This window comes from Nocardia sp. NPDC055053, from assembly GCF_053608285.1.
On sequence record NZ_JBSGVD010000037.1, the window covers coordinates 13,543 to 40,412 of the forward strand.

Sequence of the window (26,870 nt, forward strand, 5' to 3'; positions counted from 1 at the left end):
TGCGACAGCGTCACTCGGGATTGGTGACGCGGGCGAGCACGATCCCGCCGAGGATCAGCGCCAGTGCCAGCATGCGGCCCGCGCTGAGCGGATCCTTGTGGACGAGGACGCCGAGACTGATCGCGCCGAGCGCGCCGATTCCGGTGAACACCGCGTAGGCGGTGCCGACCGGGAGCGTGTGCATGGCTCGCGAGAGCAGGTACACCGCGAGCGAGCCGAGGGCGACGCAGAGCAGGGTCGGGCCGAGTTTGGTGAAGTTCTCGGTGGGTTTGATGGTCTGCGACCAGATGATCTCGACGAGGCCGGCGAGGCCGAGTACTACCCAGTTCATTTCACGTAATCCTTTGCGAGCAGGCGCACTTCGGTCAGCGCCGCGGCGAGCGAGGCCTCGTGCGCGTCGCGCAGGTGGGCCAGGTTCGGGTCCTGCGCGGCATTGGCGAGTTCGGCGTGGACGAACGCGGTGTCGGTGACGGCGAAATGGCCCGCGAAGAAGTCGCGCAGGTAGCGCTCCTGGTAGTCGTAGGCGGCCTTCGGCGCGCCGGGAGAGTAGGCGCCGCCGCGGGCGCCGACGACCACGAACCTGCGCTCCCCCAGCGACATTCGCGGGAAGGTGATCTGGTCGAGCCAGGCCTTGAGCGCGGCGGGGATCGAGTAGTTGTACATCGGGGTGCCGATGAGGATGACGTCGGCGGCGAGTACCTGCGCGAGCAATGGTTCGACGATCTTCCATGCGGTCTTCGCCGCGGGGGTCACGGCCAGCTCGGGGAGCCGATCGAGGTCCGTGCCGCCCGCGGCGAGGACGGCGTCGCAGAGTTCGGTCCAGCCCTCGCCGATGAACGGTGTCGGCTGGGCGGTGAGGTCGCGATAGGTGTACTCGCCGTCCGGCGTCTCGGCACGCCAGGACTGGACGAATTCCGCGCCGAGCCTGCGGCTCAGCGACCGGGTGCGAGCGCTGGCGTCGAGATGCAGCAGGTGTGTCATGGTCGAGCCTTCCATAAATGGACATCATGTCCGTTTGCCGGTTTCTCGACGATAGAACACAAGTGGACAGCTTGTCCACATATTCGTTTCTGGGCTACAGTCGACACCATGGAGCCCCGATCCGACCTGCTCACCGGCACGGCGCTGGACGCACCGCAGCCCGCCGAGCGCACCGACGCGGCCCGCAACCGGGCCAAGGTGCTGGCGGCGGCCGCCGAACTGTTCGCCACCCGCGACCCACGCACGGTCACCATGGACGACATCGCCAAGGCGGCCGGCGTCGGCCGCGGCACCCTCTATCGCCGCTACCCCGACCGCACCGCGATCGCCGTCGCCCTGCTCGACGAACACGAACGCGCGCTCCAGGAACAACTCCTGCGCGGGCAACCCCCACTCGGTCCCGGCGCGTCACCCGCCGACCGGCTCGCCGCCTTCTACGCCGCGATGGTCGAATTGCTCACGGCCCATGCGCATCTGGTGCTCGGTGCCGAAACCGGGGGCGCGCGCTTCGCGACCGGCGCGTACGGATTCTGGTCGGCGCACGTGCGGGCGCTGCTTGCCGAAGCCGGTGTCGCCCAGCCGGATTCCCTGGTCGATACCGTCCTCGCGCCCGTGGCAGCCGAGGTCTATCTGCACCAACGCGAACGCGGACTCTCACCAGGTCAGATCACCGAGGGACTGGCGGTGCTCGCCCACCGCCTGCTCGATCAGTCCTGACCTGTCGGCCCCTGCCGCTACCGTCACGCGGGTGACGACACTTCCCACCGACACCGAAGCCGCTCGATTCTGGGCACTGATCGAAACCGCCTGGGAGCGAACCGGCTCCGGATCGCGCCGCGCTCTCCTCGACGGCGAATTCGACGACGACATCCTCGGCCGATTCGTCGACGCTTTGCGCTCGCTGAGCACCGACTTCACCAGCGCCGAGCTGACCGCGCTCGACCAGGTCGCCGAACGCGCGCTCTACGACATCGATCGCGCCGACATCCAGGCGATCACCGACGGCTCCGACGACGGATTCCTCTACGCCCGCGGCTTCATCGTCGCTATGGGCCGCGAGTTCTACGACACCGTGCGCGCCGACCCGGCAGCCGCGGTGCCGGACGCCGAGTGCGAGGAGATGTGCTATTTCTTCGCCCACCTGCACGACAAGCTCTACGGCGGGTTCCCGAAGACGGGTTCGGGCATCTCGCGCGAGACCGCGTCGAACCCGGCTGGGTGGTCCTGAGAATCAGGTCAGGTCGCGGCGGGTCATCAGCCAGATGGTGCCGCCCGCGAAGGCCAGTACGTAGGCGGTGAGCAGGGCGAGGGACTCGCCGCGGGTGAGGATGTCGAGGACGCCGGGGGTGGCAGGGCCGCCGACGGTGCGCATCGCTCCTGCCAGGGATCCGGCGGCGGTTCCCGGCAGCAGGTCGGTGAACGTCTCGATGGGATCGAAGATGGCTGCCACCCCGCGCAGAAGGTTCTCGACGACGAGCACCCAGACCAGGCCGAGGCCCACGGCGAGGGCAGGGCCGCGGGCGATGGCGCCGATCAGCGCGCCCGCCGAGGTCCACATGCTCAGAATCGCTGTGCCGGAGATGATTCCGAGAACGGATCGCTCCAGGGACGGCAGGGTGATTGGCTGATCCTCGGTCACCGCGATGAGCGAGGCGACGCCCAGGTCGACGGCGAATGCCACGCAGACCAGGGCGACCACCACGACAACCAGGCTCACGAGCAGCCCGCCGACCGCTGCCGGACGGCTCGGCCCCTGGGTGAACACGGTCTTCCAGGTGCCCCAGCCGTAGCCGCTGCCGACCGCGAGCGCGCCGAGGATGAGCATCAGCGCACCGCCGAACATCGCCATGCCCTGGGTGAAGACCTCCGGGACGGCGGCGGGCATGAGCTGGCCGAGCAGGACGTCGCGGGGCAGACCGTCCGACATGGCGCCGCTTTCACCGGAGGTGTAGGCGAGGTAGTTGAACAGGTAGGCGAAGGTCAGGTTCAGCAGCACCCACACGCCGAGGACGATCCAGAACGCGGGCCAGCGGCCGAGCCGGACCGACTCCGCGCGCATGCTCGCCCACAGATCTTTTGTCACACCGGTCATTTCGCGACCTCCATAGCCGTCATCTCGAAGAACACTTCTTCCAGGGACTTCTCGTCGACGCGCAGTTCCAGCAGGTCGGCGCCCGCCGAGACCACGGCGCGGGCCACCACCGGCGCCATCGCGGCAGACGTTTCGACCCTGATCCCGTCAGCGTTCGCCCTCGCGGGAGCGACGGCGCGAATCGCGTCGATGGCGGTATCGGCGGGTTCGGCGCGTACCAACAGTGCTGCGGTTCCGCGTAATTCGGCGACGGTCGATTCGGCGAGCAGCCTGCCGCCGGAGATCACGCCGACCCGGTGGCAGATCTCCTGCACCTCGGCGAGTTGGTGGCTCGACAGCAGTACGGTGTGCCCGTCGGCCGCGAGATCGACGATGAGCGTTCGCATTTCGGCCAGACCGGCGGGATCGAGGCCGTTGGTCGGCTCGTCGAGGATCAGCAGGTCCGGGTCGCCGAGCAGCGCGGCGCCGACGCCGAGGCGCTGTTTCATCCCCAGCGAATAGGTGCGGAAGCGGTCGCCTGCCCGGTCCGCCAGACCCACCCGTTCCAGCGCTTTCTCGACGTCGGTGGTGCTGTGACCGCGGTAGCGTGCCAGGACGCGCAGGTTGTCGCGACCCGAGAGGTAGGGGTAGAAGCCGGGGCCCTCGATGAGGACGCCGATGCGGCGCAGGGCCGCGGGATCGCCGGGTGCGAGGCCGCGCACACGGGCGGTGCCCGCACTGGGGCGGATCAGGCCGGCCAGCATGCGCAGGGTGGTGGTCTTGCCCGCGCCGTTGGGGCCGAGGAAGCCGTAGATCTCGCCTGCGGCGACGCGCATGCTCACCGCGTCCACCGCGATGTGCTCGCCGTAGCGCTTGGTCAGCTCGTCGGTGACCACGATCGAATCGTTCATGGGAATCAGAATCCGCGCCGATGCGGTGCCGGGGCATCCGTCACGAAGCGGCTTCGTGGCTACGTCGCGCGGACTACTCGCGCTGCCGTCACCGACGCTGAATATTCGCCTCGACGGGCCCGTTGACCGGCAGTTGTGGCGTCTCGGGGTGGCTCGCACCGGAATTACGGGCGCAGGCCGACGCGCAGGGCGGCCCTACGCAATAGGGTGAGTGAGGTGGGAGCGTCTGCGAAATGGGAGCGTGGCTCGGTCGTTGTGGACTGGGGCCTGGCAGTGGTGGTCGCGGTGATCCAGCTCGCCGGGAGTTCCGGTGCGAATACGCAGCAGAGTGGGGTGCGCTCGCTCGACGCGTTCGCGTATCTGTTGCTGCTCGCCGGTCCGATCGCGCTCGGCTTCCGGCGCGTGCTGCCCGAACCGGTGCTGCTGGTGGCCCTGCTCGCCGCGGTGTCGTATGTGCTGCGCGACTACGGATACGGGCCGATCTTCCTGTCGCTGATCATCGCGTTCCTGACCGCCGCGGTCAACGGATCACGGTGGCGCACATACCCGGTGGCCGCGGTCGGCTATCTGACGATGGTGTGGCCGTTGCCCGCGCTGCTCGGGCGCGAGACCGACGCGTGGCAGATCTTCGGCCTGCTGGCCTGGATGGGCGTGCTCGTCGGGATCGCCGAGGGGGTGCGGCAGCGGCGGGCGGTGGTGGTCGCGCGCAGACAGCGGGCCGAGGCCGCGCGCCGCGACGAGCAGGCGCAGCAGGCCAGGGCCGCCAGCGAGGAGCGGCTCGCGATCGCCCGTGAGTTGCATGATGTTCTCGCGCACAGTCTTTCGCTGATCAACGTGCAGTCTTCGGTGGCGCTGGAGCTCTTCGACCGGAAACCGCAGCAGGCGGCGGCCGCGCTGGCCACGATCAAGACGACCTCCAAAGAGGCACTGGCCGAGGTGCATACGCTGCTGCACGCCATTCGCAGCGGTGCGCCGGTGGCTCCCGCTGTCGAGGAGTACGCCGAGCCCACCGCCGATTCGCCCGCGCCCGTCGCTCCCGTCGCGCCGCCGCGGCCCGCTCCCCGCGCGCCCGCGCCGTCCCTCGATGATCTCGAGACCTTGCTGGAGCGCACCAGGGCGACCGGGCTCGATGTCGACACCAAGATCATCGGCACGCCCAAGAAGCTGCCCAGTGTGATTGATGTGGCCGCGGCCAGGATCATCCAGGAATCGCTGACCAATGTGGTCCGGCACGCGCCCGGCGCGACGGCGATGATCACCCTGCGCTACACGCCCGAATCGGTCGACATCACCATCGACAACACGCGGCCGACCAGTACGGCGGTCCGCACCGGCGCGGGTGGGAACGGGATCATCGGTATGCGGGAGCGAGCGCACGCGCTCGGCGGGGCGCTCACGGCTGGGCCGCGGCCGTCCGGCGGGTTCCGAGTGGCGGCCAGATTGCCTGCCCGACCAGCGGCGACCGAACCGCGCAACAACGCATCGCGCGCCTCCCGGCAATCCGCGTCTGCCGCGGGCTCCGGCACCGTGGGTGCAGGCGCCGCCGCGGCCGATGCAGGCTCCGCGGGGGCCGGTGCAGGCGGTGCGAGCTCCCCGGCTGCCGGTGCTGACCGTGCAGGCGGTACGGGGGCCGGTGCAGGCGGTAAGGAGGCCGGCGCATGAGCGACGCCGACGACCGGTTCGGTGCACGCAAGACGCGCGTGCTGGTCGCCGACGATCAGGCGCTGGTGCGTGGCGGGTTCGTCGCGCTGCTCGACGCCCAGGACGACATCGAGGTCGTCGGCGAGGCCGAGAACGGCGAGCAGGCCGTCCGGATGGCCCGCGCGCTCGTCCCCGATGTGGTGCTGATGGACATCCGCATGCCCATCCTCGACGGCCTCGCCGCCACCCGGATGATCGCCGACGAGGCCGCGCTCGCCGAGGTCCGCGTCGTCGTCCTCACCACCTTCGAGCTCGACGAATACGTCTTCGAGGCGATCCGCGCCGGCGCGGCCGGTTTCCTGGTCAAACACACCGAACCCGCCGACCTGCTCCGCGCCGTCCGCGTGGTCGCCGCAGGCGACGCCCTCCTCTCCCCCGGCGTCACCCGCCGCCTCCTCGCCGAGTTCTCCACCCACGCCAAACAACCCCCACCCGCCGCCCTGGCCGAACTCACCGACCGCGAACGCGAGGTGATGACCCTTGTCGCCGAAGGCCTCACCAACGCCGAAATCGCCGCCCGCCTCTACCTCAGCCCCGCCACCGCCCGCACCCACGTCAGCCGCATCCTCACCAAACTGAACGCTCGCGACCGCACCCAACTGGTCGTCCTCGCCTACGAATCAGGACTGGTCCGCCCGGGCTGGCAGTAACGACAGGGAGGAGATACCTCCTGCTCGAGCTCGGACTGACGCAGACACAGCCGACCGGGCCCGACGACTGCGTCAGCCCGAGGTGTCGCAGCTCGAATCAGGCGGTGGCACATCGACAGCCGGATCCCGCCGAAAGGCGCCGCCAAGTTGTCTGCAAGGCACCGTTTCTACCTTCGTGGAGGTCCAGCAATCTGCCCGAAAGGTGGCCCCTTTGGGTCTGGTTTTCGCTTTCACCGCATCTCCGATGACGATGCGGCCCGTATCCTCGCGGACGTCGAGGTTGCCTTCGACCTGATCGACGCCATCGACCGGACCGATGAACCGGCGGGCGACATCGACAAGGCCTGGGATGGCCTGCGCTACCTGTTGGGTGCCGCCGGGGTGGGCGTCGACCTGCTGCGGGACGACGAGCCGAGTCGGGACGAAGCGTGCACGACCGTGTGGAGCGCCGAGGAGGTGGCCGCGGCAGCGCTGAGTCTGGCCGCGACGCTCGGGTGTCAGTAGATGGCGCTCCAGTAGGCCTCGACGGCGAGACCGACGATGTAGTGGGGGTTCTGCGGGTCGTCGGTGATTGTGACCGTCTTCTTGGACAGGTCGATCTTCATTCCGTCGCTGTTGAGGTACTGCTGGCTGTTGGCGGTATAGGTGAAGAAGGGGGCCTCGAACGGTTGGGCGCGCAGGGTCGGTGCCGAGGCGCGCATGACTCGGGTGGCGTCGGTGCGCTCGCACACCGCGAACTTCTCCTTGGAGTTTCTGGTCGCACCGATCAGCAGCACCGGGCGCTCGCCGTCCGCGCACCGGGCACCCGGGTCGAGCCACCCCTGCTTGTCGGCCGCGGACGGCAAAACACCGTCGACGACCGGGGCTTTCGACGGCGGTGTGGAGGCTGCGGGTGTTGGCGGCGCGAGCCCGGAATCGTCTGCGCCACAACCTGCTACCGCGATACCGACAATGATCAATCCGGCGCGCCGCGCCTTTACCCACCCGAACACACGGGTAAACCTATCAATGTGGTCCGACGAAAAGCCTGGGCGCCCATCTGGATTCGGGTGTCGGTGGTCGCTGATAGCTTCGGCCGAAACGTGGGAGGAAGGGAGCCGGCGTGGGGGTGATCATGTCGTTCACCAGGGTGAGCACTGCGGATCTGGAGCGGGTGATGCGGGAGAAGGACTGGCCCGATGACTTTCTCGCGGATCTGGAGACTCCCGACAGCGAGCCGAGTGGGTACTTGGACAAGGCGTGGGCGGGGTTGAAGTATCTGATGGAACAGGCCGACAGCGGGGTCGATCTGTTCTTCACTGGGCGTCCGCTCGACAGTGAGAATCACTTCGCGTGGAGCCCGGAGGACGTGTCCTATACCGCGGGCATTCTGCGCGACACTCCGTTCGGCAAGCTCGCCGCCCACTACGACCCGGCGCGCATGGACGCGGCCGATGTGTACCCGCGGATCTGGGTCCGCGACGGCGACAGCGGTCTGCACTACCTCGGGCACCATTACGCGGAGCTCGTGCGGGTGTTCGACTACGCCGCCCGGCGTGGCTCCGGGTTCCTGCAGCATTTCGGCTGACCAGCGAAAAAGCCCGCCCCCGGGATTCCGGGGGCGGGCTTTTCGGTTGAGCTGTTACTCGCCGGAGGCGGCCTCGGGCGCGGGGCCCTCGGTAGCACCGGTCAGGACGACCTCGGGCTTGTCGTCGCCCGCGGGTGCCTTGGTCAGCTTCGCCTTGCCGGTGAAGGTGAACTTGGCGTCCTCGCCAAGGCCCTCGCCGTTCCAGCCCTCGACGTCGACCATGATGGTCTGGCCGGCGCCGATCTCGCCGAAGAGGATCTTCTCCGACAGCTGGTCCTCGATCTCGCGCTGGATCGTGCGACGCAGCGGACGCGCACCCAGGACCGGGTCGAAACCGCGCTTGGCGAGCAGGCTCTTGGCCTGGTCGGTCAGCTCGATCGCCATGTCCTTGTTCTTCAGCTGCTTGGCGACGCGGCCGATCATCAGGTCCACCATCATCACGATCTGCTCGCTGGTGAGCTGGTGGAAGACGATCACGTCGTCGATGCGGTTGAGGAACTCGGGGCGGAAGTGCTTCTTCAGCTCGTCGTTGACCTTGAGCTTCATCCGCTCGTAGTTCGAACCCTCGGCGTTGGACTGGGTGAAGCCCAGACCGACGGCCTTGGAGATGTCGGAGGTGCCCAGGTTCGAGGTGAAGATCAGCACGGTGTTCTTGAAGTCGACCGTACGACCCTGACCGTCGGTGAGACGGCCGTCCTCGAGCACCTGCAGGAGGGTGTTGTAGATCTCCTGGTGCGCCTTCTCGATCTCGTCGAACAGCACCACCGAGAACGGCTTGCGGCGCACCTTCTCGGTGAGCTGGCCGCCCTCTTCGTAGCCCACGTACCCGGGAGGGGCACCGAAGAGCCGCGATGCGGTGAAGCGGTCGTGGAACTCGCCCATGTCGATCTGGATGAGCGCGTCGTCGTCGCCGAACAGGAAGTTCGCCAGCGCCTTGGACAGCTCGGTCTTACCGACACCGGACGGACCGGCGAAGATGAACGAGCCGGACGGACGCTTCGGATCCTTCAGGCCGGCGCGAGTGCGGCGGATCGCCTTGGAGACGGCCTTGACGGCATCCTCCTGGCCGATGATCCGCTTGTGCAGCTCGTCCTCCATGCGGAGCAGACGGGTGGTCTCCTCCTCGGTGAGCTTGAAGACGGGGATACCGGTCCAGTTGGCCAGCACCTCCGCGATCTGCTCGTCGTCGACCTCGGCCACGACGTCCAGGTCACCGGAACGCCACTGCTTCTCCCGCTCGGCGCGCTTGGCGACGAGCTGCTTCTCCTTGTCCCGCAGGCGCGCGGCCTTCTCGAAGTCCTGCGCGTCGATCGCGCTTTCCTTCTCGCGGCGGGCGTCGGCGATCTTGTCGTCGAACTCGCGCAGGTCCGGCGGAGCGGTCATCCGGCGGATGCGCATGCGCGCACCGGCCTCGTCGATCAGGTCGATCGCCTTGTCCGGCAGGAACCGGTCGTTGATGTAGCGATCGGCCAGCGTCGCGGCGGCGACCAGGGCACCGTCGGTGATGGACACCCGGTGGTGCGCCTCGTAGCGGTCGCGCAGACCCTTGAGGATGTTGATGGTGTGCTCGACGGTCGGCTCGCCGACCTGCACCGGCTGGAAGCGGCGTTCCAGGGCGGCGTCCTTCTCGATGTACTTGCGGTACTCGTCGAGGGTGGTCGCGCCGATGGTCTGCAGCTCGCCACGGGCCAGCTTCGGCTTCAGGATCGAGGCCGCGTCGATGGCGCCTTCGGCAGCACCCGCGCCGACGAGCGTGTGCAGCTCGTCGATGAACAGGATGATGTCGCCGCGGGTGTTGATCTCCTTGAGCACCTTCTTCAGGCGCTCTTCGAAGTCACCGCGGTAGCGGCTGCCCGCGACCAGGGAACCCAGGTCGAGGGTGTAGAGCTGCTTGTCCTTGAGGGTCTCGGGGACCTCGCCGTTGACGATGGCCTGCGCGAGGCCCTCGACGACGGCGGTCTTACCGACACCGGGCTCACCGATCAGGACCGGGTTGTTCTTGGTGCGGCGGCTCAGCACCTGCATCACGCGCTCGATTTCCTTCGAGCGGCCGATGACGGGGTCGAGCTTGCCCTCGAGCGCGGCCTGAGTGAGGTTGCGGCCGAACTGGTCGAGCACCAGCGAAGTGGACGGAGTGCCCGCCTCACCGCGCGAGCCGGAACCCTCGACGGGCTCCTTGCCCTGGTACCCGGACAGCAGCTGGATGACCTGCTGACGGACGCGATTCAGGTCGGCACCGAGCTTGACCAGGACCTGGGCGGCGACGCCCTCGCCCTCGCGGATGAGACCGAGCAGGATGTGCTCGGTACCGATGTAGTTGTGGCCGAGCTGCAGCGCCTCGCGCAGACTCAGCTCCAGCACCTTCTTGGCGCGCGGGGTGAAGGGGATGTGACCGGACGGCGCCTGCTGGCCCTGACCGATGATCTCCTCGACCTGGCTGCGCACACCCTCCAGCGAGATGCCAAGAGACTCCAGCGACTTCGCCGCCACGCCCTCGCCCTCGTGGATCAACCCAAGCAGGATGTGCTCGGTGCCGATGTAGTTGTGGTTGAGCATCCGGGCCTCTTCTTGGGCCAGGACAACGACACGCCTCGCGCGGTCGGTGAACCTCTCGAACATCGCTCCCTCACTCTCCTGCTCCGACATTCTGGCAACAGACGCCGACCGACAACTGTCGCCGTCAGCCTGCCATGAAGCCCGGGGGTTGCGGCCCCCGCCATCCACTCTAGTTGGCAGGGGATCCCGCCGCCGCCGGTCCACCCTATTGATGACCGGCGGCAACATGGTCATTCACTCATAACGCGCACGTCGCGGCATTCGTTTCCCCTCGAGTTTTGCCTACAGCGAAATATGTCGAACCGATGACGGCACTACCCGGTGAACGGCGGCACAAACTCGCACGGGACCGGGGCCTGACGGGCCGGATCCAGGGCGTTGAGGACGTGACCTGCGGCGCGCGGGCTGCCCGCGATGGCCATGTGCTCGGAGTAGTCCTGCGCGCAGCCGTCCTGGACCACATGGGAGGTGGCGTTGGGCGCGGGGACAAGGCCCGAGGTGTGCGGGACGACCAGTTCGTCGAGAGTGGTGACGATATTGGTGTAGCTGACCTGCGGGTCGTAGACGCCGTCGGCATTGAGCGCGGCCATGAACTCGTCGCCGGTGAGCATCTGCCCGCAGGCCTGGCACAGCGACGTCGCGACCGCGTCGAAGGCGGGGCCGGCGCCGAGGGCACGGCTGTAGGCGGCGATGTCGCCGGCGCCCAGCGCGTTGGTGCCGAGCCACGGCGGGGCGATCCCGACCAGCTTGTCGACCTTGGCCGCGCCGCCGAGACGCTTGATGTAGTAGTTGCCGACGATGTTGCCCTGCGAATGCGCGACGAAGTCGACCCGCGCGGCGCCGGTGCGCGCGAGCACCCGGTCGACGAAGGCCGACACCTCGGCGGCGCTCTGCTCGATCGGACGCATCGCGCCGATCGCCGAGATCGGCCACGGCAGGGCGTAGGCGCCGTAGGTGAGCGAGTAGACGCAGTAGCCCTCGTTGGCCAGCAGCGGGGCGTATACGCCCCAATTCGTCTGCGCGCCACCGCCGGTGCCGTGCAGCAGCACCACCGGATTCGGATGCTCGGCCGAGGGGACACAGCCGGGGTCGTTCGAACCGGGGAGCGACCCGCCGGGGTTGGTCAGCTCCGGTGCGATCCCGGCGAAGAAGTTGTAGTCGACCGGATACCCGGCGGCGGCGGTGCCCGCGGTCGCCCAGGTCAGCAGGGCTGCCGCGGCCAGTACCAGCAACGATCTCGAACTACGTCGCATGAAACGACTCCTCACTAGAACGTGTTCCACTCATCATGGAACACGTTCCAGTGATCGCGTGGCCCTATTGGCAGATCGCCATCAGGGCTGGAACGGCGCCGCGGCGAACCCGCCCACCATGGGTGCCGCCACGGTCCGCGAAACCTGCTGTCCGGCAACCACACCCGCGGCACTCGACTTGCCCTGCTGCACACCGGCGGCGAACAGCGCGCCACACAGCACCAGGAACGCCGCCGTGTGCAGCACCGCCCGCAGGATGTTCCAGCGCACCCAGGCCGCCTCGTAGTCGGCGCGCACCGCCGCGGTGTCGAGGATGGCAGCCGGGTCGCCCGCCGCCTCGAGCGCGTCGTTGAGCGGCACGTTCAGCGCCACGGTGACGGCGAAGGCGATCACGTTGAGCGCCACGGCGATTCCGAGCCAGATCAGCGTCGTACGGTGCTCGGAGCCCAGGCTAAGCACCGCGGCCAGCGCGGTGAACCCGACCGTGCCGAGGAAGCCGAGCATGAACCACGGGTTGATGATCACCACGTTGACCTTCTGCATGACATCGATCAACGTGCGATCCCCGGTACGGGCCAGCGCCGGCATCACCGAGATCGCGTAGGCGTAGAACACGCCTGCGATCAGCCCGGTGCTGAGCACGGCCATAACCATCGCGGCCATCCGAACTGCGAACATGAATGTCTCCTGACTCGTCTTCCGGAGCTCGAACCCTGTGCCCCGGTGATACGACTCAGTCAACCGTGTAACGCGTGTCGCCGACATGGTTCAGACGCTCACGCACCTGCGCGAGCGTCGCCTACAGGTCGTGGTCGGAGATCATCCCGCTCTGCATGGCCAGCGCGGCCAGCCGGGTGCGCTTCTGGTTCTGCGGCAGGTTCTCCACCCCGAACTTCGCGAACAGGGCGCGTAGATGGGTCTTGATCGCGTCGATGGAGAGGAACAATTCCTCGGCGATCTGCTGATTCGAGGCGGGTGTGGCGAAGCCGGTGCCGTGCTTGTACGGGCGGCACAGCGCGATCAGCACCGCGCGCTGGGTCTCGGTGAGCGAGCGCATGGTGGGAATCGAACCGGAGGCGGTATGCGTCGCGTCGTCGACGACCCCGCCGAAATCGAAGAAATGGACCAGCGTGGTGCCGACGCGGATGCGGTCACCTGGGCTGAGCCTGCGCCTGCCGATCAGGCGCTCGCCGTTGACGAAGGTGCCGTTGCGGGAGAGGCCGTCGTCGACGATGGTCCAGTGCGCGCCGAGGTGCTCGACCGCGGCGTGCAGGCGTGAGACCTCGGCGTCCCAGCCCAGGACGAGGTCGGCCTGCACATTGCGGCCGATAGTGAAACGCTGCTGCGCGGGGTCGAGCGCCAGCTCATGCTGCCGCCCGGTCTCATCGGTATACCGAAGAAACGAACTAGCCATCCCGGTCACTGTGCTGTCCCGCCTCTCTGTCCCGCCGCTCCGCGATTCAGGCCAGACTTGTGCGCGTGGACCGAAACGTCGGCGGGCGGCGGTGAGAGCGTGGCCAGCTCGCCCGTACCCGGTGAGTTACCCATGTTCTCGCCGGATCAGGTCGGATGGTCGGCGTCTGCCGACGTGAAAAACCTTGCGCACGAACATCAGTCTATCTCCCTGGGAGACAGCCGCCGCGTGTTCCGACCTGGGAGAACACCGGCAACGAGAAAGCGGCCCGGGATCGCGCGTCAGCAACCCCGGACCGCTGTCGAAACTTCAGGCCTTGCCGACTTCCTTGTTGTACGCCTCGGTGATGTCGGCCGAGATGCGGCCGCGGGCGGAGACCTTGTGGCCCTTGCGGCGGGCCCATTCACGAATTGCGGCGCTCTGTTCCCGGTCCATGGAAACACGGCTCTTGCCCTGCGGCGCGGGGGCGCCTGCCGCCTTCACCCGGCGACGGCCACTCACGCGACGGGCGTTGGCGACCCACTCGTCCAAGCCTTCGCGCAGGCGCGCCGCGTTAGCCTCCGACAGGTCGATCTCGTACGACACACCATCGATAGCGAACTCGATGGTTTCGTCCGCGATGGACTCACCGTCGACATCGTCGATCAGGCTAACGGTGACCTTCTTTGCCATGAGATGAACGTCCTCTCGAAATCGTCAAGCCTGCCTCCAGGCCGAATACCCGAGGCAAGAATACCTCGATTTACGAAAATTCCAACACGAGGCCTTCGCCTCGCAAATTGACTGGTCAGCGACTAGCCGGACGAACAATCGGGAACAGGATCGTTTCCCGGATTCCCAAACCGGTGAGTGCCATCAACAAGCGATCGATTCCCATACCGGTTCCGGTAGTCGGCGGCATGCCGTGTTCCATCGCGGCGAGGAAGTCTTCGTCGAGCACCATGGCCTCGTCGTCACCAGCGGCGGCGAGCCTCGCCTGATCGACGAACCGTTCCCGCTGGATCACCGGGTCGACCAACTCCGAATAGCCCGTTGCCAACTCGAAACCGCGAACATACAGGTCCCACTTCTCCGTGACCCCGGACTTGCTGCGATGCTGACGGGTCAGCGGTGAGGTCTCCACCGGGAAGTCACGGACGAAAGTCGGCGCGTAGAGCTTGTCGCCATACGCATGTTCCCACAGTTCTTCGACAAGTTTGCCGTGTCCGTAGCCCTTGCCCGCAGGAATTTCCAGACCGACCCGATCGGCCAGCGCGAGCAATTCCTCGACACTGGTTTCCGGAGTCACCTCGACACCGATGGACTCCGACAGCGACGGATACATCTCGACCGTCGTCCACTCGCCGCCGAGATCATATTCCGTACCGTCGGCAAGGGTCACCAGCAGGGTGCCGAATGCCTCCTGCGCGACTTCCTGGATCAATTCCCGGGTCATCGTCGCCGAGTCGTCGTAGGTGCCGTAAGCCTCGTAGGTTTCCAGCATCGCGAACTCGGGCGAATGGGTCGAGTCGGCGCCTTCGTTGCGGAAGTTCCGGTTGATCTCGAAGACCTTCTCCAGGCCACCGACCACGCAGCGCTTCAGGAACAGCTCCGGCGCGATACGCAGGAACAACTCCATGTCCAGCGCGTTGGACTTCGTCACGAAGGGGCGCGCGGCGGCGCCGCCGTGGATGGTCTGCAGCATCGGGGTCTCGACCTCGAGGAAACCGCGACGCTCCAGCGCGGTGCGCAGCGCGCGCACCACGTTCACGCGGGTACGGGCCATTTCCCTGGCCTCGGGACGCACGATCAGGTCGACATAGCGCTGCCGGACGCGCGACTCCTCGTTCATCTCCTTGTGCGCCACCGGCAGCGGCCGCAGCGACTTGGCCGCCATCGACCAGGAATCGGCCATGACGCTCAATTCACCGGTGCGCGAGGAGATGACCTCGCCGTGCACGTAGACGAAGTCGCCGAGGTCGACATCGGACTTCCAGGCGGCGAGCGCGTCGGCGCCGACACCGTTGAGACTGATCATCGCCTGCAGCTTGGTCCCGTCGCCCTCCTGCAGCGTGGCGAAACACAGCTTGCCGGTATTGCGGACGAAAATGACGCGGCCCGCGATGCCTGCCTGCAGACCGGTCTGGGTGTCGGGCTCCAGATCCGGGTAGGCGGCCCGGATTTCGGCCAGCGTGTGGGTGCGTGGCACCACCACCGGGTAGGCCTCACCACCCTCGGCGAGCAGCCGCTCCCGCTTGTCCCGGCGAATCCGCATCTGCTCGGGGACATCACTGTCCACGGCGGAACTGACGGCACGGCCGGTTGCGGCGGGGTTAGGGGTGCTCACATCCGATAACAGTAGCGTGCGCGGGAAATGCTTTTGCGGCCCGGCTCCCCCGCCGCTCCGCGAATGCTCCCCCGCCTCCCCGTGAATGCTCCCCCGCCTCCCCGTGAATTCAGCGTGTCGTCCGGAAACTCGCCCGGCGGCTCTCGGTCTCACGTCGTGCGAGTGGCCGCTGGGAGGTGGCTGGGGAGTTACCCATGTCCTCGCTTGCCGGTGAGGCACTTCACAATTCGGGGCCAGTGCCTACAACGAGGCGAGCGCATTCACCTCGCGGGCAAAGTGCGGGGCGCCGACCGCGACGGTCAGCAGGCCGGCCGACTTCAGTGCCTGGTAGCCGCCGATCAGATCGGTGGCGCGATGCAAACCCAACTGTTGCAACGAGGCCGCGGCCAAACTCGAGGTGTAGCCCTCCGAGCAGAAGATGATCCATTCCACGTCGTGGTCGGCGGCCAGCGACAAACGGGCCGACGACGTCGGATCCAGGCGCCATTCCAGGACATTGCGTTCGATGACCAGCGCGCCGGGCAGTGAACCCTCACGAACGCGCTGCGCGGCTGGGCGGATGTCCACCAGATTCGCGCCCCTGGCCAATGCCGAGGGTAGGTCGTAGACGTAGAGCCTGCGTAGGTCGGCGCGGGCGTTCTCGAGCATCTGATCAATCGTCAAACGACTCATCACAGGTCACCTTCGGGCTGGTCGGTGAGGACGGTTTTGGTTCGCCGCAAGGTGCCGTGACCGGTCACCTCGTAATAGGACATCGCCGACAACGGCGGGGAATAGGCGTGCACGCTCAGTGTGGGGTCGAGCGGGCCGACGGATTCGGCGGCGGCGGGCGCGCGCACCACATCGTGGACCCAGCCGATCGGGAACGAGGCCTGATCGCCCGCGGCGAGCGTGCGCCTGCGCAACTCCGAGCCATTCCAGCGGAATTCCGAGAGCGCGCCGCTGAGCACGGTGAGCGCGCCGAGGGAACCGGCGTGATCGTGCAATTCGGTGGATTTTCCTGGCGTCCAGCTGATCAGCCAGACATCGACCTCGTCGTCGGCGATCAGGCGGGTGGCCCAGCGTTCTTCGGCAGGCCAGATGCCGTCGGCGGGCAGCAGGTGGTCGTAGCGGCCCGCGAGGACGTCTTCGGCGCCTTCGTCGGTGAGTCGCAGCAGGTCAGCGGGCCGCAATCGGGTCGGCAATGCCGATGCCACCGCCCGGTCGAGCGGGGGTGTCGCCGAATATTCGTCGCGCGCGGACGAAAGGGAAAGGACAGAAGAACGCATGAGCGACTCTCCAGGAGGTGTGAAACGGTCGAGGGGAAAACGTCAGCCTCGAACGGTCGAGGCAGGTCAGCCTCGACAACACTCCTGGGTGCTCACACGGAAGGACACGAGCGTGAGTTTAGCAGTTGACGCGCGCTACGGCGAAAATGACCTGCACCACAGTCACTTCTTGTTGCGTTCGTAGACGTGGCGAAGGCCGGTCAGCGTCAGGTGCGGCTCGTGCTGATCGATGGTCTCCGATTCCGGGACGATCAGCGGCGCGCCGGCACCGGTGGCGACGACGGTGACATCGGTGCCGGAGAAAGCGTCGAACTCGTCGCGAATCCGGTCGATCAGGCCGTCGACCAAGCCCGCGAAACCGAACACGGCGCCGGACTGCATGCACTCCATGCTGTTCTTGCCCAGCACCGAGCGCGGGCGGGTGAGCTCGACACGGCGCAGCGCGCTGCGTTCGACCAGCGCCTCGGTGGAGATCTCGACGCCGGGCGCGATCACGCCGCCGAGGAACTCGCCCTTGGCCGAAACCAGGTCGACGCAGATCGCGGTGCCGAAATCGACCACGATCGCGGGGCCGCCGAAGGTGCGGTACGCGGCAAGGCAGTTGACGATGCGGTCGGCGCCCACTTCCTTCGGGTTGTCCACCAGCAGCGGGATACCGGTCCGCACACCCGGTTCCACCAGCACGTGCGGCACATGCGCCCAGTAGCGCGCGAGCATGGTGCGCAGCTCGCGCAGCACCGGCGGCACCGTCGACAGCGCCGAGACGCCGACCACCTGGTCGATCTCGTCACCGACAAGGCCACGCACCTGCATGGCGAACTCGTCGGCGGTGAGCAGCGGATTGGTGTGGATTCGCCAGTGCCGCGCCAGTTTCGCGTGCTCGCCGCTGCCGGAGAACAGGCCGAGTTCGATTCCGGTGTTGCGGACGTCGATCGTCAGCAGCATCGCAGTCCCCCCGCCGCGCTCAGGCGAACGACAGGGAGCGCGGGGAGGTCAGGCCGGAACCCTCGGGCGCGTGCGCCGGGTCCGAACCGAGCTCGACGGGGCGGTTGCGGTCGTCGACGAAGACCACCTTGGGGTCGTAGTCGCGCAGTTCCTGCTCGTCCATCTGGCCGTAGGCGATGAGGATGACCAGGTCGCCGGGGTGCACGAGATGGGCGGCGGCGCCGTTGATCCCGATCACGCCCGAGCCGCGCTCGCCCGCGATCACGTAGGTCTCGAGGCGGGCGCCGTTGTCGATGTCGACGATGCAGACCTGCTCGCCCTCGAGCAGATCGGCGGCGTCGAGCAGATCCTGGTCGACGGTCACCGAACCCACATAGTGCAGGTCGGCGTGGGTCACCGTGGCACGGTGGATCTTCGACTTCATCATGGTGCGCAACATCGTCGTCGCCTTTCTCAGTGCGCCTGCGAGGCAGGCAGGGAGTTCGCGTCGGGGTGCCCGTCGAGCTGGGCGCCGAGGACAATCGGGGCATTGTCGATCAGGCGGGTATCGCCGACCTTGGCCGCGACGAGGAGCCGGGCATTGCCCGCGGTCGGCGCGGGGCCCAGGTTGCTGTCACGCAGTTCGAGGTAGTCGACCTCGATACCGTCGACCGCGTCGAGCACGTCGCGCGCCGCTCGCACGACCGCATCGGGGCCGAGACCGGCGGCGTGCCTGCCCGCGGCCAGCGCCGCCGACAGGCCGAGCGCCGCTTCCCGCTGGGCGGCGTCGAGGTAGCGGTTGCGCGAGGACAGGGCAAGACCGTCGGGCTCGCGGACCGTCGGGTAGGCGACGATCTTGACGTCCATGTTCAGGTCGCGGACCATCTGCCGGATCAGCGTGAGCTGCTGGTAGTCCTTCTCACCGAAGTACGCCTCGGAGGCGTGCGCGATATTGAGCAGCTTCGCGACGACGGTGAGCATGCCCGCGAAATGCGTCGGCCTGCTTCCGCCCTCCAGCTCGGCGCCGAGCGGGCCTGGCAGCACGGTGGTGCGCGGGCCGTCGGGGTACATGTCGGAGACGGTCGGCGCGAACACCAGGTCGACGCCCTCGTGCCGGAGCAGTTCGAGATCGGCGTCCAGGGTGCGCGGGTAGGCGTCGAGATCCTCGTCGGCGCCGAACTGCAGCGGGTTGACGAAGATCGAGACGACCACGACCTGATTGGTCAGCTTGGCCTGGCGGATCAGCTGCAGATGACCCTCGTGCAGCGCGCCCATCGTCGGCACGAAACCGACCGTGCGACCGGCGCCGCGCAGCGCCTTGGTCACCGTGTCGAGCACCTCGGGATCGTGGTGGACGGTCAGCACGCCGGGCTTGTACGCGCCGGTCGCCCGCGGGCCGCCCTGGTGGTGGTGCACTTCTCTGGGTTCCATCAGTGGCCTTCCTTGGCGAGCAGGTCCAGCAGGGCCGGATTGGTCTTGGCGAGTTCGGCGGTGCGCAGCGACATCGCGCGGTAGGCCGCGGCCAGGCGCTCGTCCAGCGACTCCAGTGCGGTCAGGTGCGCGGCGACCGCGTCGACGTCACCGCGGGCGACCGGGCCGGTCAGCGCGGCGCCGCCGCGGCGCAGCGCGTTGTCGAGCGCGGCCGAGACGAGCGGGGCGAGCAGACGTTCCGGCAGGCCGTTGGGCTGGTCGTCGACCACCGGCTGACCCAGCAGGCCGGGGCCCACCATGGCGGCACGCAGCGCGGCGACCGCGTCGACGATGACCGTGACCAGGTGATTCGCGCCGTGCGCGAGAGCCGCGTGGTACAGCGTGCGCTGATCCTCGGCCACCTTGACCGGTTCGCCGCCCATCTCGATGACCAGCGCCTGGCCGATCGCGTAACCGACCTCGTCGGCGGCGGTGATGCCGAAGCAGGCGTTGGCGAGACGATCGATGTCCTCGTCGTGACCGGTGAAGGTCATCGCGGGGTGGATGGCAAGGCCGAGCGCGCCCTGCTCGGTCAGCGGCGCGAGCACGCCGACGCCGTTCGCGCCCGCGGTGTGCACCACGATCGTGCCCGGCCGGACGACGTTCGCGCTCGCCAGGCCACGGACCAGGCCTGCCAGCTCGGCATCGGGGACCGCGAGCAGCAACAGTTCACTGCGCTGGGCGATTTGCTCGACCGGCAGGATCCGCGAGTCGGGCAGCCGCGTCCGCGCCCGGTGCACCGAGGCATCGGAGATCGCGGCGACACCGAACACCACGTGACCGGCTCGCTCGAGCGCGACACCGAGAGCCGAACCCACCCGTCCCGCCGAGACGATTCCCACCGTCAGTCGTGCGGGCGCAGGGTCGACACCCACGTTCGCGCCATCGGAATTGACACTTCTCGAGGTCAACATTGTCCTCTCGATTTGCGTTCCAGTCCCGCAGTGCGGGTACCGGACGTTACCGATCGAGGATAGCTTGTCCCGCCTCCCCGCGACTCATGGCCAGCCTCAGATGCGGGCTTGCTTCGCGTTGGCGGACGGCGGTGACAGCGTCGGGTCACGGTTGCCCGTACCCGGCGAGTTACCCATGTACATCACGAAATCACTGGTCACCGTACTGATCCGGCATGGACCGCCCCGCTCGACCGAGGTTTCACGAACGAGTGCTGGACTCCGACTCGAGGTTCGCCATGATATCGGCCACAGAAAGGCGAGGCGCGCCCTCTTCTTCGGCGCGGCGACGGCGGCGGGAGCTGGTGCCGACGGTCGGGCCGGTGGTGGGCTCGGCCGAGGTGGGGGCGGGCGCCGGTTCCAGGGTGACCTCAGCGGATGGCTCGACGGTGTCGTTGCCGTTGGCGGCGGGGGTGACCGTCTCGCCCAGGTCGTCGATCTTCCTGGTGTTCGGGGACGACAGGCGCGGCGGCGGGGTCTTCCCGTTGGCCGGCGCCGGCTCGGGGGCTTGCGCGGTGGCGGCTTCGGCCTGCTGCGCTTCGGCGTAGTCGTCGAGCTGGACCGCGGAGGTCTCGGCGGTGACCGGGTCGTCGTAGGGGTCGGCGAAATTGGCCGAGACCGGTTGCATGAAGACCGGTTTCAGTGCACTGGGGGGTTGCTGCCATGGGCCGAACCAGGCGGCGTTGGCATCCACCGGGCTATCGGCGAAATCGTGGTCGGCGTCGTCGAAGGCGTCGAATTCGCCGGCGGGCAAGGCGTCGATGCGGACCGCGTCGGCTTGCAGGGCCGGCTGCTCGTCGGGGAGCGCGCCCTCGAACAGGACCTGCAGGTTCTGGCGCAGCAGCGCGAGTTCGGCACGCAGGGCGGCGATCTCGGAGGCGTCGGCGCCGACTTCGGCGCGCACCCGCGCCTCGATGCCCATCTCGTACTCGCGGCGCGCGTTGATCTCACGTTCGAGCTGCAACTCGTACACCGTCTGGAGATCGCGCACCTTGGCCTTGTCGACCGCGGAGTCCTTGCGATACCGGGTGGCGGCGAGCGCGCCGATCACGGCCGCCCACAGGGCCGCTACCAGGCCTACTCGTACATATTGGACGTTCTCGCTGAAGATCAGGAAAACACTTGCCGTCAGACCGAGCAGGATGAGCACGCCGATGAAGAGCTTTCCCGCGTCGTCCCGCCGTCGACGGGGCGGAGTGCTACGGGAGGGTGAAACCATGTGGGCCAGGGTAGCCGGAATATGCTGGTCGGCCCACCGAACCGCGCGGTGATTCCATTCGCAAATTGCTAGGTAGTAGCGGGTTCGTCCGGTGGTTCCTCCGGTGCCCGGCAGCAGTACTCCAGCCACAAAGCCGCAGCAACCAGGGCGGAACCGGCCAGCACGCCGACAACGGCGCCCGGCGAATCCGCCGCGGCCGCCGTCACGGTGCCGCGCTGTGGGAATACCCACAGCAGGAATCCCAGCCACACACCCGCCGCCAGCGAACCGACCTGCAGCGAGGCCTTCGCCAGCGCGACCGCGCGCGCCACGTTGATCGGATGCAGTTCGCCTGGCCCGTCGCCGATCTTCTCGTCGGCGATCTTGGCCTTGACGACGTAGCCGAGCGCCGCTTCGATCGCGGCGACCGGCAGCAGCGAGGCACCCGCCGCCACCGAGATCGGCGGGAAGGTCGAATACGCGAAGCGGGTGGCGATCCAGGCGATCGCCGCGGCGACAACCACGTTCAGCGCGAGATCGAGCACCCGGGTCGGTTTCAGCACGGGCGCGCGCTCTCGTCCCGCAATACGAGGTCGGTGCGCACCACGCCCGCGCGCTCGGCCGGATCGAGGCCGGCGAGCAACCCGGCGATCGGTACGTCGGCGCCGTCGACCCGCAGTCGCGCCGACGGGTCGACGTCGAGCCACGGGACCAGGACGAAGGCCCGGTTGTGTGCCTGGGGATGGGGCAGGATCAGGGCGGGATCGGCGTCGCGGGCGATGGCGGCGCCGGTGGCGTCGGTGCACGTCACCACGTCGACGTCGAGTGTGCGCGCACCCCACCGCACCTCGCGGACCCGGCCTGCCGCCTGCTCGAGCTCCTGCCCGAAGCGCAGCCAGGCGTAGTCGTCGAAGGCCGGATCCTCGGCCACGACAACGGCATTGAGGAAGTCGTCCTGGTCGACGCCGCCCCATGGGGCGGTCGTGTAGACCGGCGAGACCGCGAGCACCCGCTCCCCCAGCGCGTCGACCACGCCGCGCAGGTGCGCGAGCCGGTCACCCAGGTTCGAGCCGATCGACAGGACGGCGCGCGTCATCGGCGCGGCCCCGGTTCCACCGTGCGGAAGCGGGTCGCCACCACGCGGACGTCGGCGAAGGTGTGCGGGATCGGCGCCGACGGCTTGTGCACGACCGCCTCGACCGCTTCGACCCGCGGGTCGGTCATCACGTCGTCGGCGATCTCGGAGACCACCGTCTCGATCAGATCGCGGGGCGGACCGGCCACGATGCGCACCGCGCGCTCGGCGAGCGCGCCGTAGTCGACGGTGTCGGCCAGATCGTCGGAGGCGGCGGCCGCGGCGAAATCGACCCACACCGTCAAGTCGACGACGAACTCCTGGCCGTCGCGGCGCTCGAAGTCGAACACGCCGTGCCTGCCGAACACGCGCAGCCCGCGCAGTTCGATCCGTGAGGTCGCGGGGCGGCCCGCGGGCGGGGGCAGCAGCGGTGAGCTCATCGAGTGACTCCTCGGGCGGCGGTGGCTCGGCGCCACGCGTCGACGACGGTGATCGCGTCCAGGGAGGCACGCACGTCGTGGACACGGACGCCCCACGCGCCTTGGCTGGCGGCGATCGCCGAGACCGCGGCGGTCGCTGTCTCCCTGCCGTCCGGCGGCCGCGGGCCTGACTCGTCGGCAAGCAGTGCGCCGAGGAAACGTTTACGGGATGCGCCGATCAGGATCGGCAGGCCGCCCGCGACCAGTTCCGGCAGCGCGCCGAGCAGTTCCCAATTGTGCTCGGCGTTCTTGGCGAAGCCGAGGCCGGGATCGAGGACCAGCCGGTCCGGGTCGACACCGGCGGCGACGGCCAGGTCGACCTGCGCGGCGAGTTCGGCGCGCACCTCGGCGACGACGTCGTCGTAGTGGTCGGCCGGGCCGGTGTGCCGGTAGTCGGCGCCGGCCCGCCAGTGCATGAGGATCCACGGCACGCCGGACTCGGCGACGACCTTCACCATGTTCGGGTCGGCGCGGCCACCGGAGACGTCGTTGATCACCGAGACACCGGCACCGAGCGCCGCCTCGGCGACCTCGGCGCGCATGGTGTCGACACTGGTCGGCACCCCGGCGGCGACGAGTTCGCGGATCACCGGAGTGACCCGGGCCGCCTCGGTGGCCGGGTCGACCCGGTCGGCACCCGGCCTGGTCGACTCGCCGCCGACATCGACGATGTCGGCGCCCGCCTCGTAGAGGGCGATACCGTGCGCGACGGCGAGCTCGGGATCGAGATAGCGACCACCGTCGGAGAACGAATCCCCGGTCACGTTCACCACACCCATGACCACACACGAGCGGCCGTTGCGCGCGGTCACGATGGGCTCGCTCATTTGCGCAGGATCAAGTCCAGCGCCTCGGCTCGCGAGGCGGCGTTGGTCTGCAACAGGCCGCGCACCGCCGAGGTGGTGGTGCTCGCGCCGGGCTTGCGGATGCCGCGCATCGCCATGCACAGATGCTCGGCCTCGATCACCACGATCGCGCCGCGCGGGTCGAGCCTGCGCATCACCGCGTCGGCGATCTGGCTGGTCAGCCGCTCCTGCACCTGCGGGCGCTTGGCGTAGAGGTCGACGACGCGGGCCAGCTTGGACAGCCCGGTCACCCGGCCGTGCGTGCCGGGGATGTACCCGACGTGCGCGACGCCGTGGAACGACACCAGGTGGTGCTCGCAGGTGGAGAACATCGGGATGTCACGGACGAGCACGAGTTCCTGATGACCCTCGTCGAAGGTCGTCGCCAGCACCTCGTCGGGCTCGGTGTAGAGCCCGGCGAACATCTCCCGGTAGGCGCGGGCCACCCGGGCCGGGGTGTCCTGCAGACCGGGACGGTCCGGGTCCTCGCCGACCGCGAGCAGCAACTCCCTGATCGCGCGCTCGGCCCGGTCCTGGTCGAACGGGCGACCGGTCGCCAGCGCCGTCAGGTCCTTCGGGCTCGTCGAGCCGAGCTCGCCGTCGGCGATCGACCCGTTCCCTACTGGCTCAGCGACCTTCTTGTTGGCCGACAACTTCTCCGCACCTCCACATGTCGACGCCGGTGATCGTCCGGCATCCGACGGTCGAGCGTAGTTGGCCCGCCGTCAGCGGCGGCCGTTCGGCCCTTCCCAGTCGTTGTTCTCCGGATCGGTGCCGGGCGCGGGCTGCTGCGGCGGCTCGCCCCACGGCTGGAACCCGCCATCCGCGTGCCGCGGCTGCTCCGGCTGACCCCACGCATTGCCCTGACCCTGCGGGGCCTGCGGCTGTTGCGGCTGCTGGGGCTCGTCACGCGGCGGCCAGCCCGGCGCCGACCAACCGGCCGGGGCGCCGTAATCGGGCCGCGAACCGTGCGTGCCCGACTGACGCGGGAACGCCTGGGTCGGCGCGGCGGGCAGCGGGTAACCCGTGGCGGGCGGCGCGGGCTGACCGTACTGCGGCGGCTGCGCCGGGTAGCCGTTGGCTGGCTCGAGCGGCGTACCGGCTGGCACCGGCGCCTGCTGCGCGGGCGGCCACGGCTCGCCGCGCTCAGCGGCCAGCTCGCCCGGGGTCTTCACCGGGGGCTTGTCGGACGGGAGCCGGTCACCGAAGTCGTTGAACGCGGTGATCCGCGGCCGCTTCTCGACGCCGGCCAGCACCTCTTCGAGGTCCTTGCGGTGCAGGGTCTCGCGCTCGAGCAGCGCGGTCGCCAGCGCGTCGAGCTGCTCGCGGTACTCGCTCAGGATCGACCAGGCCTCGGTGTGCGCTGCCTCGATCAGGTTGCGCACCTCCTCGTCGATCTCGCGGGCCACCTCGTGCGAGTAGTCCGAGCCCTGGCCCATCGAGCGGCCGAGGAACGGGTCGCCCTGCTCCTGGCCGTAGCGGACCGCGCCGAGGCGCGCGCTCATGCCGTACTCGGTGACCATGCCGCGCGCGATCTTGGTCGCCTGGTCGATATCGGAGGACGCGCCGGTCGTCGGCTCGTGGAACACCAGTTCCTCGGCCGCGCGGCCACCCATCGCGAACACCAGCCTGGCGATCATCTCCGAGCGGGTCATCAGGCCCTTGTCGTCTTCCGGCACCGTCATGGCGTGGCCGCCGGTGCGGCCGCGGGCGAGGATGGTGACCTTGTAGACCGGCTCGATATCGGGCATCGCCCAGGCAGCCAGCGTGTGACCACCCTCGTGGTAGGCGGTGATCTTCTTCTCGTGCTCGCTGATGATGCGGCTCTTGCGGCGCGGGCCACCGATGACGCGGTCGACCGACTCCTCCAGCGATTCGCCGGTGATGAGCGAGCCGTGCTCGCGCGCGGTGAGCAGCGCGGCCTCGTTGATGACGTTGGCCAGATCAGCGCCGGACATGCCGACGGTGCGCTTGGCCAGACCCTCGAGGTCGGCGTCGGGCGAGATCGGCTTGCCCTGCGAATGCACACGCAGGATCGCGCGGCGGCCGGCCAGGTCGGGGTTGCCGACCGGGATCTGCCGGTCGAAACGACCGGGGCGGAGCAGCGCGGGGTCGAGGATGTCGGGGCGGTTGGTCGCCGCGATCAGGATGATGCCGGTGCGGTCACCGAAGCCGTCCATCTCGACGAGCAGCTGGTTCAGTGTCTGCTCACGCTCGTCGTGACCGCCGCCGAGGCCTGCGCCGCGCTGGCGGCCGACCGCGTCGATCTCGTCGACGAAGATGATGCAGGGGCTGTTCTGCTTGGCCTGCTCGAACAGGTCGCGCACACGCGAGGCACCGACACCGACGAACATCTCGACGAAGTCCGAACCGGAGATGGTGAAGAACGGGACGCCCGCCTCACCGGCGACAGCGCGCGCGAGCAGCGTCTTACCGGTACCGGGGGGACCGTAGAGCAGAACGCCCTTCGGGATCTTCGCGCCGAGCGCCTGGTAGCGGGCCGGATTCTGCAGGAAATCCTTGATCTCGTACAGCTCTTCGACGGCCTCGTCGGCACCGGCCACATCGGCGAAGGTGGTCTTTGGCATGTCCTTGGACAGCTGCTTGGCCTTGGACTTGCCGAAGCCCATCATGCCGCCGCGACCACCGCCCTGCATGCGCGACATCACGAAGATGAACAGGCCGACCAGCAGCACCATCGGCACGATGAACAGCAGCAGCTGGGAAAGCCAGCTCTCCTGCTTGACCACAGTGTCGTACTTCGCGCCGGAGTTCTGCACCGCGTCGAAGATCTGCGCCGATGTCTCACCGCCGCCCGGGTATTTGGCGACGATCTTGGTGTTGTTGTTCGTCGCCTCGTTGCCGTTGTTCAGTTCGATGCGGAGCTGCTGCTCCTTGTCATCGATCTGGACGTTCTTGACATTGGCTTTGTCCTCCAGCTGGCTGAGCGCAACGGAAGTGTCGACACTCTCCCAGCCGCGCGTGTCATCGCTGAGAAAGCTGAACAGCCAGATCATGAGCAGGATGCCCGAGATGATCGCCAAAGTGCGAAACACTGTCTTGCGGTTCATAGAGCGTCGGCCGGACGGCCCAGTCCTTTCCGGTTATTTCTCCGGGTGTGCCTAGCGAAGCGTCGAGATCGGCGGGTTTCGGATGCGGACATGCCACGTTACCGCGTACGGTCTAGTTCGATACATCGCGCAGTTCGGCTGCTGGTGCAGTTGCACT

At 68.2% G+C, this 26,870-nt stretch carries 30 protein-coding genes; 6 read left to right on the top strand and 24 right to left on the bottom strand.

Annotated elements, in window-relative coordinates; translation table 11 throughout:
- Window positions 1-10: 10 nt before the first annotated feature.
- Window positions 11-331, bottom strand: a complete 321-nt coding sequence (locus tag ACWF82_RS28420; protein ID WP_452506070.1) for a DMT family transporter — start codon at window positions 329-331, stop codon at window positions 11-13.
- On the bottom strand, window positions 328-981 hold the full coding sequence (locus ACWF82_RS28425; RefSeq protein ID WP_452506072.1) for an FMN-dependent NADH-azoreductase: 654 nt from the start codon (window positions 979-981) through the stop codon (window positions 328-330). The genes ACWF82_RS28420 and ACWF82_RS28425 overlap by 4 nt, the downstream gene beginning before the upstream one ends.
- A gap of 108 nt (window positions 982-1,089) precedes the next feature.
- Here ACWF82_RS28425 and ACWF82_RS28430 point away from each other — a divergent pair, with 108 nt between their 5' ends.
- Window positions 1,090-1,698, top strand: coding sequence for a TetR/AcrR family transcriptional regulator (locus ACWF82_RS28430; protein ID WP_452506074.1), 609 nt, complete (start codon window positions 1,090-1,092; stop codon window positions 1,696-1,698).
- Between the two features lie 31 nt (window positions 1,699-1,729).
- Window positions 1,730-2,209 carry a DUF4240 domain-containing protein gene (locus ACWF82_RS28435; protein WP_452506076.1) on the top strand — a complete coding sequence of 160 codons (480 nt, stop codon included), beginning with the start codon at window positions 1,730-1,732 and terminating at the stop codon, window positions 2,207-2,209.
- A gap of 3 nt (window positions 2,210-2,212) precedes the next feature.
- On the opposite strand, the gene ACWF82_RS28440 is transcribed toward ACWF82_RS28435, so the two are convergent.
- Both ACWF82_RS28440 and ACWF82_RS28445 read right to left on the bottom strand, forming a co-directional pair.
- Entirely contained in the window at window positions 2,213-3,073 is an 861-nt protein-coding gene (locus ACWF82_RS28440; protein WP_452506078.1) for an ABC transporter permease, read from the bottom strand.
- Window positions 3,070-3,963 carry an ABC transporter ATP-binding protein gene (locus ACWF82_RS28445; RefSeq protein WP_452506080.1) on the bottom strand — a complete coding sequence of 298 codons (894 nt, stop codon included), beginning with the start codon at window positions 3,961-3,963 and terminating at the stop codon, window positions 3,070-3,072. Before ACWF82_RS28445 ends, ACWF82_RS28440 begins: the two co-directional genes overlap by 4 nt.
- Window positions 3,964-4,179: 216 nt before the next feature.
- Between ACWF82_RS28445 and ACWF82_RS28450 the strand changes: the two genes are divergently transcribed.
- The 3 genes from ACWF82_RS28450 to ACWF82_RS28460 all read left to right on the top strand — a co-directional run bounded on the left by ACWF82_RS28450 (window position 4,180) and on the right by ACWF82_RS28460 (window position 6,818).
- Window positions 4,180-5,625: a sensor histidine kinase gene (locus tag ACWF82_RS28450; RefSeq protein WP_452506083.1), complete on the top strand. Its 1,446-nt coding sequence runs from the start codon at window positions 4,180-4,182 to the stop codon at window positions 5,623-5,625.
- The gene (locus ACWF82_RS28455; protein ID WP_452506085.1) at window positions 5,622-6,314 is read left to right on the top strand and encodes a response regulator; all 693 of its coding nucleotides are present in this window, start codon (window positions 5,622-5,624) and stop codon (window positions 6,312-6,314) included. Before ACWF82_RS28450 ends, ACWF82_RS28455 begins: the two co-directional genes overlap by 4 nt.
- 147 nt (window positions 6,315-6,461) lie before the next feature.
- Entirely contained in the window at window positions 6,462-6,818 is a 357-nt protein-coding gene (locus ACWF82_RS28460) for a DUF1877 family protein (protein WP_452506087.1), read from the top strand.
- Here the strand turns inward: ACWF82_RS28460 and ACWF82_RS28465 are convergent.
- Window positions 6,812-7,306 (bottom strand): hypothetical protein, encoded by a 495-nt coding sequence (locus tag ACWF82_RS28465; protein WP_452506089.1) that lies wholly within the window; start codon window positions 7,304-7,306, stop codon window positions 6,812-6,814. The genes ACWF82_RS28460 and ACWF82_RS28465 overlap by 7 nt on opposite strands.
- Before the next feature lie 110 nt (window positions 7,307-7,416).
- Between ACWF82_RS28465 and ACWF82_RS28470 the strand changes: the two genes are divergently transcribed.
- Complete coding sequence (locus ACWF82_RS28470; protein ID WP_452506091.1) at window positions 7,417-7,881, top strand: YfbM family protein; 465 nt, start codon at window positions 7,417-7,419, stop codon at window positions 7,879-7,881.
- Window positions 7,882-7,935: 54 nt separating this feature from the next.
- Here ACWF82_RS28470 and ACWF82_RS28475 read toward each other — a convergent pair whose 3' ends face one another.
- From ACWF82_RS28475 to ftsH, 19 genes are all read right to left on the bottom strand, one after another.
- On the bottom strand, window positions 7,936-10,500 hold the full coding sequence (locus tag ACWF82_RS28475) for an ATP-dependent Clp protease ATP-binding subunit (RefSeq protein WP_452506093.1): 2,565 nt from the start codon (window positions 10,498-10,500) through the stop codon (window positions 7,936-7,938).
- Window positions 10,501-10,751: 251 nt separating this feature from the next.
- Entirely contained in the window at window positions 10,752-11,690 is a 939-nt protein-coding gene (locus ACWF82_RS28480) for an esterase/lipase family protein (RefSeq protein ID WP_452506095.1), read from the bottom strand.
- A gap of 81 nt (window positions 11,691-11,771) precedes the next feature.
- Window positions 11,772-12,368, bottom strand: a complete 597-nt coding sequence (locus tag ACWF82_RS28485) for an anthrone oxygenase family protein (RefSeq protein ID WP_452506096.1) — start codon at window positions 12,366-12,368, stop codon at window positions 11,772-11,774.
- Between the two features lie 121 nt (window positions 12,369-12,489).
- Entirely contained in the window at window positions 12,490-13,104 is a 615-nt protein-coding gene (locus ACWF82_RS28490) for an FHA domain-containing protein (RefSeq protein WP_452506098.1), read from the bottom strand.
- A gap of 309 nt (window positions 13,105-13,413) precedes the next feature.
- Window positions 13,414-13,776, bottom strand: a complete 363-nt coding sequence (locus tag ACWF82_RS28495) for a histone-like nucleoid-structuring protein Lsr2 (RefSeq protein ID WP_019044650.1) — start codon at window positions 13,774-13,776, stop codon at window positions 13,414-13,416.
- Between the two features lie 115 nt (window positions 13,777-13,891).
- Complete coding sequence (gene lysS, locus ACWF82_RS28500; RefSeq protein WP_452506155.1) at window positions 13,892-15,358, bottom strand: lysine--tRNA ligase; 1,467 nt, start codon at window positions 15,356-15,358, stop codon at window positions 13,892-13,894.
- 312 nt (window positions 15,359-15,670) lie between these two features.
- Entirely contained in the window at window positions 15,671-16,093 is a 423-nt protein-coding gene (locus ACWF82_RS28505; protein ID WP_452506157.1) for a rhodanese-like domain-containing protein, read from the bottom strand.
- A gap of 8 nt (window positions 16,094-16,101) precedes the next feature.
- Complete coding sequence (locus ACWF82_RS28510) at window positions 16,102-16,698, bottom strand: cysteine dioxygenase (RefSeq protein WP_452506100.1); 597 nt, start codon at window positions 16,696-16,698, stop codon at window positions 16,102-16,104.
- A gap of 162 nt (window positions 16,699-16,860) precedes the next feature.
- Window positions 16,861-17,643 (bottom strand): type III pantothenate kinase, encoded by a 783-nt coding sequence (locus ACWF82_RS28515; protein WP_452506101.1) that lies wholly within the window; start codon window positions 17,641-17,643, stop codon window positions 16,861-16,863.
- Window positions 17,644-17,662: 19 nt separating this feature from the next.
- Complete coding sequence (panD, locus tag ACWF82_RS28520) at window positions 17,663-18,082, bottom strand: aspartate 1-decarboxylase (protein ID WP_110041391.1); 420 nt, start codon at window positions 18,080-18,082, stop codon at window positions 17,663-17,665.
- Window positions 18,083-18,096: 14 nt separating this feature from the next.
- A complete protein-coding gene (panC, locus tag ACWF82_RS28525) occupies window positions 18,097-19,053 on the bottom strand; it encodes a pantoate--beta-alanine ligase (RefSeq protein WP_452506103.1) in 957 nt (318 codons plus the stop codon).
- Window positions 19,053-19,967: a Rossmann-like and DUF2520 domain-containing protein gene (locus ACWF82_RS28530; RefSeq protein WP_452506105.1), complete on the bottom strand. Its 915-nt coding sequence runs from the start codon at window positions 19,965-19,967 to the stop codon at window positions 19,053-19,055. The genes panC and ACWF82_RS28530 overlap by 1 nt, the downstream gene beginning before the upstream one ends.
- A 280-nt stretch (window positions 19,968-20,247) precedes the next feature.
- On the bottom strand, window positions 20,248-21,264 hold the full coding sequence (locus ACWF82_RS28535) for a DUF6779 domain-containing protein (RefSeq protein WP_452506107.1): 1,017 nt from the start codon (window positions 21,262-21,264) through the stop codon (window positions 20,248-20,250).
- A 68-nt stretch (window positions 21,265-21,332) separates the two neighbouring features.
- A complete protein-coding gene (locus ACWF82_RS28540) occupies window positions 21,333-21,806 on the bottom strand; it encodes a DUF3180 domain-containing protein (protein WP_452506109.1) in 474 nt (157 codons plus the stop codon).
- The gene (gene folK / locus ACWF82_RS28545; RefSeq protein WP_452506111.1) at window positions 21,800-22,339 is read right to left on the bottom strand and encodes a 2-amino-4-hydroxy-6-hydroxymethyldihydropteridine diphosphokinase; all 540 of its coding nucleotides are present in this window, start codon (window positions 22,337-22,339) and stop codon (window positions 21,800-21,802) included. The genes ACWF82_RS28540 and folK overlap by 7 nt, the downstream gene beginning before the upstream one ends.
- Window positions 22,336-22,758, bottom strand: coding sequence for a dihydroneopterin aldolase (gene folB / locus ACWF82_RS28550; RefSeq protein ID WP_452506113.1), 423 nt, complete (start codon window positions 22,756-22,758; stop codon window positions 22,336-22,338). The genes folK and folB overlap by 4 nt, the downstream gene beginning before the upstream one ends.
- Window positions 22,755-23,624, bottom strand: a complete 870-nt coding sequence (folP, locus tag ACWF82_RS28555; protein WP_452506115.1) for a dihydropteroate synthase — start codon at window positions 23,622-23,624, stop codon at window positions 22,755-22,757. The genes folB and folP overlap by 4 nt, the downstream gene beginning before the upstream one ends.
- Window positions 23,621-24,250 carry a GTP cyclohydrolase I FolE gene (gene folE / locus ACWF82_RS28560; RefSeq protein WP_452506159.1) on the bottom strand — a complete coding sequence of 210 codons (630 nt, stop codon included), beginning with the start codon at window positions 24,248-24,250 and terminating at the stop codon, window positions 23,621-23,623. The genes folP and folE overlap by 4 nt, the downstream gene beginning before the upstream one ends.
- Window positions 24,251-24,367: 117 nt before the next feature.
- Window positions 24,368-26,713: an ATP-dependent zinc metalloprotease FtsH gene (gene ftsH / locus ACWF82_RS28565; RefSeq protein ID WP_452506117.1), complete on the bottom strand. Its 2,346-nt coding sequence runs from the start codon at window positions 26,711-26,713 to the stop codon at window positions 24,368-24,370.
- Window positions 26,714-26,870 lie beyond the last annotated feature (157 nt).